The organism is Thermosyntropha lipolytica DSM 11003 (assembly GCF_900129805.1).
Taxonomy (GTDB): domain Bacteria; phylum Bacillota; class Syntrophomonadia; order Syntrophomonadales; family Syntrophomonadaceae; genus Thermosyntropha; species Thermosyntropha lipolytica.
Window position 1 is genome coordinate 23412 of record NZ_FQWY01000024.1, and the last position, 8785, is coordinate 32196.

Here is an 8785-nt window from a genome sequence, read left to right on the forward strand (position 1 = left end):
TGCTGGTTGGGGTGGCTATGATTTTAATATTCCTCATAAAAGTATTTTAATTGCTATATGTGTAATTTGGTGGTAATCTAATATAGTTAGTATTCTGCTGGAGGGGTTATTTATGAACAGAGAAGAAGTTTTACGGATTGTTAAAGAGGAAAATGTTAAATTTATAAGATTGCAGTTAACTGATATTTTAGGGGTACACAAAAGTGTTTCCATTACCGTTGACCAGCTGGAAAAAGCACTGGATGGAGAATTGATGTTTGATGGCTCTTCGATTGAAGGTTTTGTACGTATTGAAGAATCAGATATGTATTTAAAGCCTGATCTTAATACTTTTATGGTTTTACCCTGGACAAGCCAGGTATCAAGTGGTAAAATTGCCCGTATTATATGTGATGTTTATGATTCGGATAATAAACCTTTTACCGGCTCCCCCCGCTATGTTCTCAAAAAAGTTATAAAAGAAGCTGAAGAATTAGGTTATACCATGTATGTCGGCCCTGAACCCGAATTTTTCCTGTTTCAGGTAGATGAAAAAGGAGCTCCTACCTTAATAACCAATGATAAAGCCGGCTATTTTGATCTACCACCGGTAGATAAAGGTGAAGAAGCCCGCCGGGATATGGTGGAAACCTTGCAGAGCATGGGATTTGAAATTGAAGCTGCCCACCATGAAGTAGCACCTGGTCAGCATGAGATAGACTTTAAATACAAAGATGCTTTGACTACAGCCGACAATATCATAACTTTCCGTATAGTAGTAAGAATGGTAGCCCAGAGGCACGGCTTGCATGCTACTTTTATGCCCAAACCCATTTACGGCATTGCCGGGTCAGGTATGCATCTGCACTGTTCGCTTTTTAAAGGGGACAGGAATATTTTCTATGATGAAAATAGTCCGGACGGATTGAGTGATACCTGTAAATATTTCATTGCCGGGGTTTTGAAACATGCAAAAGCTATAACCGCCATTACTAATCCCACCGTAAATTCATATAAACGTTTGGTTCCTGGCTATGAAGCCCCTGTTTATATAGCCTGGTCTTATAAAAATCGGAGTCCTTTAATCAGAATACCGGCCCGCCGTGGGATTGGAACCAGAATTGAGATTCGCAACCCTGATCCTACCTGCAATCCTTATTTAGGATTAGCTGTCATACTGAAAGCAGGCCTGGATGGAATAAAAAACAAACTGGAAGTTCCGCCTCCGGTAGAAGAAAATATATATGAAATGGACCTGGCTGCCCGGCGTATGAGAAATATCGAATCACTTCCGGAAAATCTATATGAGGCGATAAATGAGCTGCATAAAGATGAAGTTATAAAAGAGGCTTTAGGTGAACATGTTTATTCCCGCTTTGTGTGGGCGAAAATGAAGGAGTGGGAAAATTACAATACCCGGGTTTATGACTGGGAAATCAATGAATATCTGGAAAAATTCTAAAAAATAAGCGAGGAAGGTTAGCCTCCTCGCTTTTACATTTTGCGCAGGAGACCGGTAACTTTCCCGATAATCTGCACATTTTGGGCAATGATAGGTTCTAAAGCGCTGTTTTCCGGTTTGAGTTCGATGTAATTATCTCTTATAAATATCCGTTTTACCGTAGTTTCGTTTTCCAGCATGGCGACTACAATTTCCCCATTAACCGCATTGGATTGTTGTCTGACGATAAGATAGTCGCCATCTAGGATACCCGCCTCAATCATGCTTTCCCCCCGCACTCTCAGTAAGAAATAGGTGCCGCTTCCTATAAAACTGGCAGGTACGGGGATGTAGTCTTCGATATTCTGCTCTGCCAGCAGGGGAGTGCCGGCAGCTACGGTGCCGATAAGAGGAAGGGCTATGACCTCGGTAACCGGCTGAGGGGTTTCCATATCAACCGGTATTATGGCCCGCGTTTTGGTAGCATCGCGTTTGAGATATCCTTTTTCCTCTAACTGAAGCAGGTGAGCATGTACGGTAGAACTCGATTTTAAGCCAACTGCTTCCGCGATTTCGCGTATGGAAGGAGGATAACCGGTAGTGCGGATTTTTTCCCTTATATATTCCAGGATAGCTTCCTGCCTCTTGTTTAAACCTTCTTTTTTCCCCATTCCATTACCTCCAAAGGAATTTTAACTAAATTATAACATATGATAAAAGAAAAAAACAGATGTTCGTTTTAAGCAAACCAGAAACTATCCTGGTCTACATTTTCTATACTGGCTAAAATATTGGCTTTGGCTCCGGGAAAATTTTGCTCTATCATCTCAACCAGTTCTTTTATTTCCTGCCTTTTGGTCTGGCCGCTGGCCGGGCACAGGTTTTGAACTGGCATAATTCCCAGCTGTTCACATATGAGTTTAATATCCTTCTCTTCTACATATATGAGAGGACGGATAACGGTTATATCCATGCGGTCAAGATAAGTTTTGGGTTTAAACAGATGGTAGCGTCTTTCATAGAGCATAGACATAAATAAGGTTGTTACTGCATCATCCAGATGGTGGCCTAAAGCTACCTTGTTGCAGCCATGGATTTTGGCTACTCGGTTTAAAGCGCCTCTTCTTAAGTTGGCACATAAAGAACAGGGGTTTTTTTCTTTACGCATTTCAAAAACAATTTTGCCGATGTTAGTAGGTTCTACGCAAAGAGGAAGCTTAAGTTCCTGACAAAATTTTTCTAAAGGGCTTATATCATTGCCAAAACCTAAATCAATATATACAGGCTTAATAGCAAAATTTAATGGGGTGTACTTCTTTAAAAGGGTTAAAAAATAAAGCAGGGTAAGGCTGTCTTTTCCTCCTGACATCCCTACCGCTACGGTATCGCCATTTGCAATGAGATGGTATTTAAGGTTGGCATCGCGTATCTTTTTAAAAACATATTTTATGCGTCGACTGTACATTTTGCCTCCTCTTGTTTTGTTATTTACGTGCCGGTTGACTGGAGAGAGCCTGACTTACTAATTCTACGGGATGTACTACTTCACCTGCCAGATGATGTCTCTTCATGCCATAGCTTATCTGCATCATACAGCTGGGGCAGGCAGTAGCAACTTTTTGAGCTCCTGTCTCCATTATGCTGTCCATTTTTTTATCTAAAATTTTCATCGCCAGATCGTAATGGGTAAGGGCATAGGTTCCTGATCCACCGCAGCAGCGGTTGGCTTCTGCCATCTCAATAAGTTGCACACCTGGAATACGGTTTAAAAGTTCCCGGGGTTCTTTTTTTATACCCTGAGCATTGGCTAAATGACAGGGATCATGATAGGTAACTTTAGTTTTTTTAGTTTTAGCCTTTTCCGAAATTTTTATATCTATCACTTCCAGCAAAAATTTGTTTAAATCCATTACCCTGGCTGCGAAGGATTTAGCCTCTTCTTCTATTTTCAGGCCTCCCAGGAGAAATTCCAGGTTTTTGCTGGATAGAGCCGAGGAGCAGGAGGCACAATCGGTTACTACATAATCAAAATCATAAGCATTAAATATTTTTATATTATGTACCGCAAGCAGCCTGGCTGTTTCTAGTTTACCATTTGCTATATGGGGAAGTCCACAGCATTTGGCTTCAGGCGGTATAATTACCTCACAGCCATTGTAGGTAAGCACCTCTACAGTAGCTAAGGCTACCTGAGGATTTAACAGGTCAGTGCCGCAGCCTAAAAAATAGCCTACTTTAAGCTTTTTTTCCCCCCGAGGGGAATTTTTAGTCCGGAGAATGCTGCGGGCAGAACGAGAAGGCACTTTAGATAAAATCCCTTCTGCTTTTTTAAGATCACCCGGCAGGAGACGGGTAAGCCCTGTCCGGCGTGCGAAAGCCTGTAAGCCGGTTTTTTGGGCTCCCCACATCAATTTAGCCGCAGCCTTAAGGAGAGAAGGTTTTGTCCATAAAGTATCGAAAACCAGCTCTTTTCCGAGATGGGGATTATTTTCATAAATATACGAACGAGCAGCAGCATTAAGTTCATGAATGTCAATGCCTGAAGGACAGTTTATGCTGCATGTTTCACACATAAGACAGTTAGACAGGCGTTCATATACTTCATTGCTAGGAGATATCTTACCATCACGCAGCATTTGTACCATAAATACATGCCCGCGGGGAGCTGCAACCTCGGTGCGGATTTCAGCAAAAACCGGGCATACACTGCGGCATTTACCGCAGCGTACACATTTCATTATCTGTTCTCTGACGGGAGGAAGGTTTCTAAAATCCATTCTTTATCTCTTCCTTTCAGTTTTAGATGAGTTTACCAGGGTTCATTATACCTTTAGGATCAAAAACCTTCTTGATTTCCTGCATATATTTATGGGCTAATCCATGTTCTAGCTGGGCATATTCACGCCTTACCACTCCTACTCCATGTTCGCCGGTAGTAGTCCCCCCCATTTCAATAGCTAGAAGATGGATTTCATGCACCAGTTTTTGTACTTTTTCCACTTCTTCAGGGTTTTCCGGGTTAATTACCGGAGCAGAATGCACATTGCCATCGCCGATATGCCCATAATTTACCACTTTGATTCCATATTTGTCGCCCAGTTTTCTTATGGCGCGCAGAGTATCAGCTACTTTGGAAAGAGGTACACTTATATCTTCACCGGCAAATATGCGGCTGCCATCTTTTCTTACCCGGGCTGCTGCGGCTGCTGTCACACTTCTTCCTTCCCAGAGTTCGGCCATGCGCTTGGGGTCAGTAGCCCATTCTACCAGGCGTGCTCTCCGGGAAGCAATTTCTTTTATAGTATTCCCTTCGTATTCTACACTGGGCGGATTGCCATCGACTTCAAAAAGGAGTATGGCTTCGGCTGCGGGAAGACCTATTTCCGGTTTAAACTGGTTTACGGCTTCAATAGCTGAGCTGTCAAGGATTTCAATACCCGAAGGCATAATCCCCGCCTGATATACTTCCAGGACGGTAGCTGGAGCATCGTCTAAATTATCGAAAACGGCCATGGCTATGCCTCTGGCTTTAGGTTTGGGCCAGCAGCGAAGCCTTATTTTGGTTATTACCCCCAGGATACCTTCTGAGCCTACCATAAGTTTGGTAAGATTTAACCCGGATACGTTTTTTATAGCTTTAGACTTTAACCCTCCCGTGGTAATTATATCACCATTAGGCAGGACTACTTCCAAACCCAGCACATATTGTTCAGTACATCCATACTTGACTGCCCGCAGACCGCTGGCGTTATTGGCTACCATGCCTCCTACGGTACACATCTGGCTGCTTCCTGGATCAGGAGGGAAAAAAAGGTTATACTTGGCAAGTTCTTTATTAAGCTGGGCATGAACAATGCCTGGCCTTACAATAACCTGCATGTTGCTTACATCTATTTCCACAATCTCATCAAAGGTTGACAAATCCAGCACTATACCATCATTTATAGCTACACATCCCCCGGTTTCTCCCGTACCTGCCCCCCGGGGGATAACATTGATACCGTTTTCATAGGCAAAACGCATTACTGTCTGTACATCTTCGGTAGATTTGGGCAAGACTACAGCTAGAGGAGGTACCGGCTTGAGCTTGGTTAAGAAGGAACTGTCATAAGAATAATACATAAGATCAAGTTCATCGGTGAGGACTTTTTCCCGGCCCAGCCTTTTTAGCAGTTCTTCTCCCACTTTTTTCCTGTCCATTTTCTCACTCTCCAGAATTTTAATTACATAATTTTTAATGCTAATTATATCATATACCGGGAGGATACTTTGTTAAGATACTGTTAATAAGGTATAATGGGAAAACAGGAGAGCTTTTTTAAAGCATAATTGTTTTAAATATAAAATAAAAATAAATTATGATTAAGCGATAAGGAGTCGAAATATATGTATGAAGAGGTTTTAGAAATTTTGCCTTCTTCCCGGGTAAGATTTAACGAACCTATGTGCCAGCATACTAGTTTTAAAATCGGAGGCCCATGTGATGTTATGATACTGCCGGAGTCAGCAGATGATATAAAAAAGGTTTTAGCCTGGGCTCAGGATAAAAAAATACCAGTTTTCATTTTAGGATTGGGCAGTAATATCCTGGTACGCGATAAAGGAATAAGGGGTATAGTTATTAAGTTAGGCAACTGTCTTAATCAGATAGAAGTAGATAATGATGAAATATATGCCGAAGCAGGGGTTAGATTATCTCTTCTGGCCAAAAAGGCAGCTGCCAGCAGCTTAAGCGGGCTGGAATTTGCCGAAGGTATTCCCGGAAGTTTAGGTGGAGCTATTTTCATGAATGCAGGTGCTTATGGAGGAGAAATTAAAGATGTTATAAAAGAAGTGTATGCGGTAGATGAAAAAGGGGATTTTAAAACTTTTTATACTGCTGACCTGAAATGGGGATACCGCTACAGCATTTTTCAGGAAAATGGCCACATTATACTGGGAGCTAGACTGAAGCTTAAAAAAGGCAACCGGGACGAAATAATAGCCTGTATGCAGGAACTGGGAAAAAGGAGGAGAGAAAAACAGCCGCTTGATTTTCCCAGTGCGGGAAGTATTTTTAAAAGGCCGGAAGGCTATTATGTAGGGCCTATGCTGGAAAAACTGGGGCTTAAAGGATACCGCATAGGAGGAGCTGAGGTATCTTTTAAACATGCAGGATTTATAGTTAATACCGGAGGAGCTACCTGTGAAGATGTTTTACAATTGATAGATTATATAAAAGCCCAGGTCAAAGCAGCTTATAATCTGGACCTGGAAGTAGAAGTTAAAATTGTAGGCGAAAAATAAAAACTGGGAGTTAATGAGTTATGAAGGTGCTTTTAACTACTCTTAATGCCAAATATATACATTCTTCTCTGGCTCTGGCCTATCTTAAAAGCTACTGTGCAAAAGGGCCTTTTGCCGTAGAGATAAAAGAATATTCTATAAATGAAAACCTGGAAAAAATAATGATGGATATCTTCGATAAAAAGCCGGATGTTCTGGCTTTTTCCTGTTATATATGGAATATTGAGCCTATACTGCAGCTAGTATCTGATTTTAAAAAAGTTGCACCGGATACTATTATTATTCTGGGGGGGCCGGAAGTTTCTTTTGATTCCGAACAGCTCCTTAGCCAGTATGAGGATATAGATATTATTATTCGCGGCGAGGGAGAGATTACCTTAAAAGAAGTTCTGGAAGCTATTTATAGCCGGCAAGACCTGAAAGGAATAAAAGGTATTACCTATAGGTGGCAGGATAAAATTTATCAAAACCCGGACCGGGAACTCATAAAAAATCTGGATATAATCCCCAATCCCTATAGTGAAGAAAATCTTAAAGGTTATTACCGGAATAAAATAGTATATTACGAAACCTCCCGGGGCTGTCCTTTTAACTGCAGTTACTGCCTTTCTTCCACCATAAAAGGGGTGAGGTATTTTTCTCTGCCCCGGGTAAAAAAAGACTTGCTGCTTTTTATGCAGAATAAAGTTCCGGAAGTAAAGTTTGTGGACCGCACTTTTAACTGCCATGAGAAGAGGGCACGGGAAATAATGGAATTTATAGTGGAAAACAACCTGGCTACCCGCTTTCATTTGGAGATAGGTGCTGAACTGCTCTCGGAAGAGATGCTGGATTTTTTAAAAAAGGTACCCCGGGGGATGTTTGCTTTCGAAATTGGCGTACAGTCAGTTCATGATCATGTGCTAAGAGCGGTTAACCGACCCGGGAACTGGGAAGAAATGAAGGGAAAAATAAGAAAACTCATAGCATATGGCAATATACACATCCATCTCGATTTGATTGCCGGACTGCCGGGCGAGAATTATAGCCTTTTTCAGCATTCTTTCAATGAGGTCTATAATCTCTATCCTGATGTTATCCAGCTAGGTTTTTTGAAACTGCTCAAGGGATCGCCTATACGCACGCAAAGCAGGGAACACGGGTATAAATTCAACTTTCGGCCTCCTTATCAGGTTTTAGAGAATAACTACCTGTCATTTGCCGAAATAGTTAAACTCAAGCGCATTGAAGAGCTTTTAGAACTTTATTATAACAGCGGAAGTTTTAAAAATACATTAAGATATCTGGTAAAAGAAGTATATGAGGATAAACCTTTTACCCTGTGGGAAGAATTCGCTCTTTTCTGGGAAGATAGAGGATATTTCGCCATGGCACATAAAAAAGAAACCCTTTATGGCCTACTGCGCAGCTTTATTGAGAAAGAAAAAGGTTTCCTGGCCGAGCAGGCAGCCGAGATTTTAAAATACGATTATTTTTTAAACCATAGGGCTTATATGCTGCCCCCTGATTTTACCAGCCATAATCCGCAAGGTATAAGTGAAATGGTATATGAGCTTATAAGGGACAGCAGCTTCATTGATCGTTATTTGCCGGACTGGAGCGGCAAATCCCCCCGGGAAATAAGGCGTTATGTCCATCTGGAATATTTGCCTGCCTGGGTCATCGATAAAAAAGCAGGAGATAAGCTAACCCCTATCCTGTTTGTTTATAATCAGGTGAGCAAAAAAGCGGAGAGGGTTATAGATATTGGAAAAATAATGTAATTGGTAAAATCAATTCTTAATATTAATAATTTACTCAAGTTTCGCATCCAGAAAACCCTGCTCAAACAGCAATAAATCGGGGGTAACTGAGCAAAAAAATTGTTGTTGACAACAAAAAACGCATCCCCGTTTGGTAAAATGGTATTAAGGAAGAAACCAAAACAATCCAAACGGAAAGGATGCGTGATTAAATGATACAACAAATTAATCCGTCTGAAAAGGTCACAACTGAAGTTTCAAAACTATTTAAGGTTTTAAAGATCAACCAGTTACTCCGTGCTGCCAACATTCGCAAAGCAAGCGGGGTAAACGTTCA

General features: G+C 41.4%; 7 protein-coding genes. 3 read left to right on the forward strand and 4 right to left on the reverse strand.

The features are described 5' to 3' along the window. The first annotated feature begins 112 nt into the window (after positions 1 to 112). Positions 113 to 1441: a type I glutamate--ammonia ligase gene (glnA, locus tag BUB92_RS07510; protein ID WP_073092320.1), complete on the forward strand. Its 1329-nt coding sequence runs from the start codon at positions 113 to 115 to the stop codon at positions 1439 to 1441. A 32-nt stretch (positions 1442 to 1473) separates the two neighbouring features. Here glnA and lexA read toward each other — a convergent pair whose 3' ends face one another. The 4 genes from lexA to BUB92_RS07530 form a co-directional block, all read right to left on the reverse strand. After that, positions 1474 to 2091 (reverse strand): transcriptional repressor LexA, encoded by a 618-nt coding sequence (lexA, locus tag BUB92_RS07515; protein WP_073092322.1) that lies wholly within the window; start codon positions 2089 to 2091, stop codon positions 1474 to 1476. 68 nt (positions 2092 to 2159) lie between these two features. Then, positions 2160 to 2885 carry a tRNA 2-thiocytidine biosynthesis TtcA family protein gene (locus BUB92_RS07520; protein WP_073092324.1) on the reverse strand — a complete coding sequence of 242 codons (726 nt, stop codon included), beginning with the start codon at positions 2883 to 2885 and terminating at the stop codon, positions 2160 to 2162. 19 nt (positions 2886 to 2904) lie between these two features. After that, on the reverse strand, positions 2905 to 4197 hold the full coding sequence (locus tag BUB92_RS07525) for a (Fe-S)-binding protein (protein ID WP_073092327.1): 1293 nt from the start codon (positions 4195 to 4197) through the stop codon (positions 2905 to 2907). A 22-nt stretch (positions 4198 to 4219) separates the two neighbouring features. Further along, on the reverse strand, positions 4220 to 5620 hold the full coding sequence (locus BUB92_RS07530) for an FAD-binding oxidoreductase (RefSeq protein ID WP_073092330.1): 1401 nt from the start codon (positions 5618 to 5620) through the stop codon (positions 4220 to 4222). A 186-nt stretch (positions 5621 to 5806) separates the two neighbouring features. Here BUB92_RS07530 and murB point away from each other — a divergent pair, with 186 nt between their 5' ends. Continuing rightward, positions 5807 to 6706: a UDP-N-acetylmuramate dehydrogenase gene (murB, locus tag BUB92_RS07535; protein ID WP_073092333.1), complete on the forward strand. Its 900-nt coding sequence runs from the start codon at positions 5807 to 5809 to the stop codon at positions 6704 to 6706. A gap of 20 nt (positions 6707 to 6726) precedes the next feature. Beyond that, positions 6727 to 8469, forward strand: coding sequence for a B12-binding domain-containing radical SAM protein (locus tag BUB92_RS07540; protein ID WP_073092336.1), 1743 nt, complete (start codon positions 6727 to 6729; stop codon positions 8467 to 8469). The last annotated feature ends 316 nt before the right edge of the window (positions 8470 to 8785 follow it).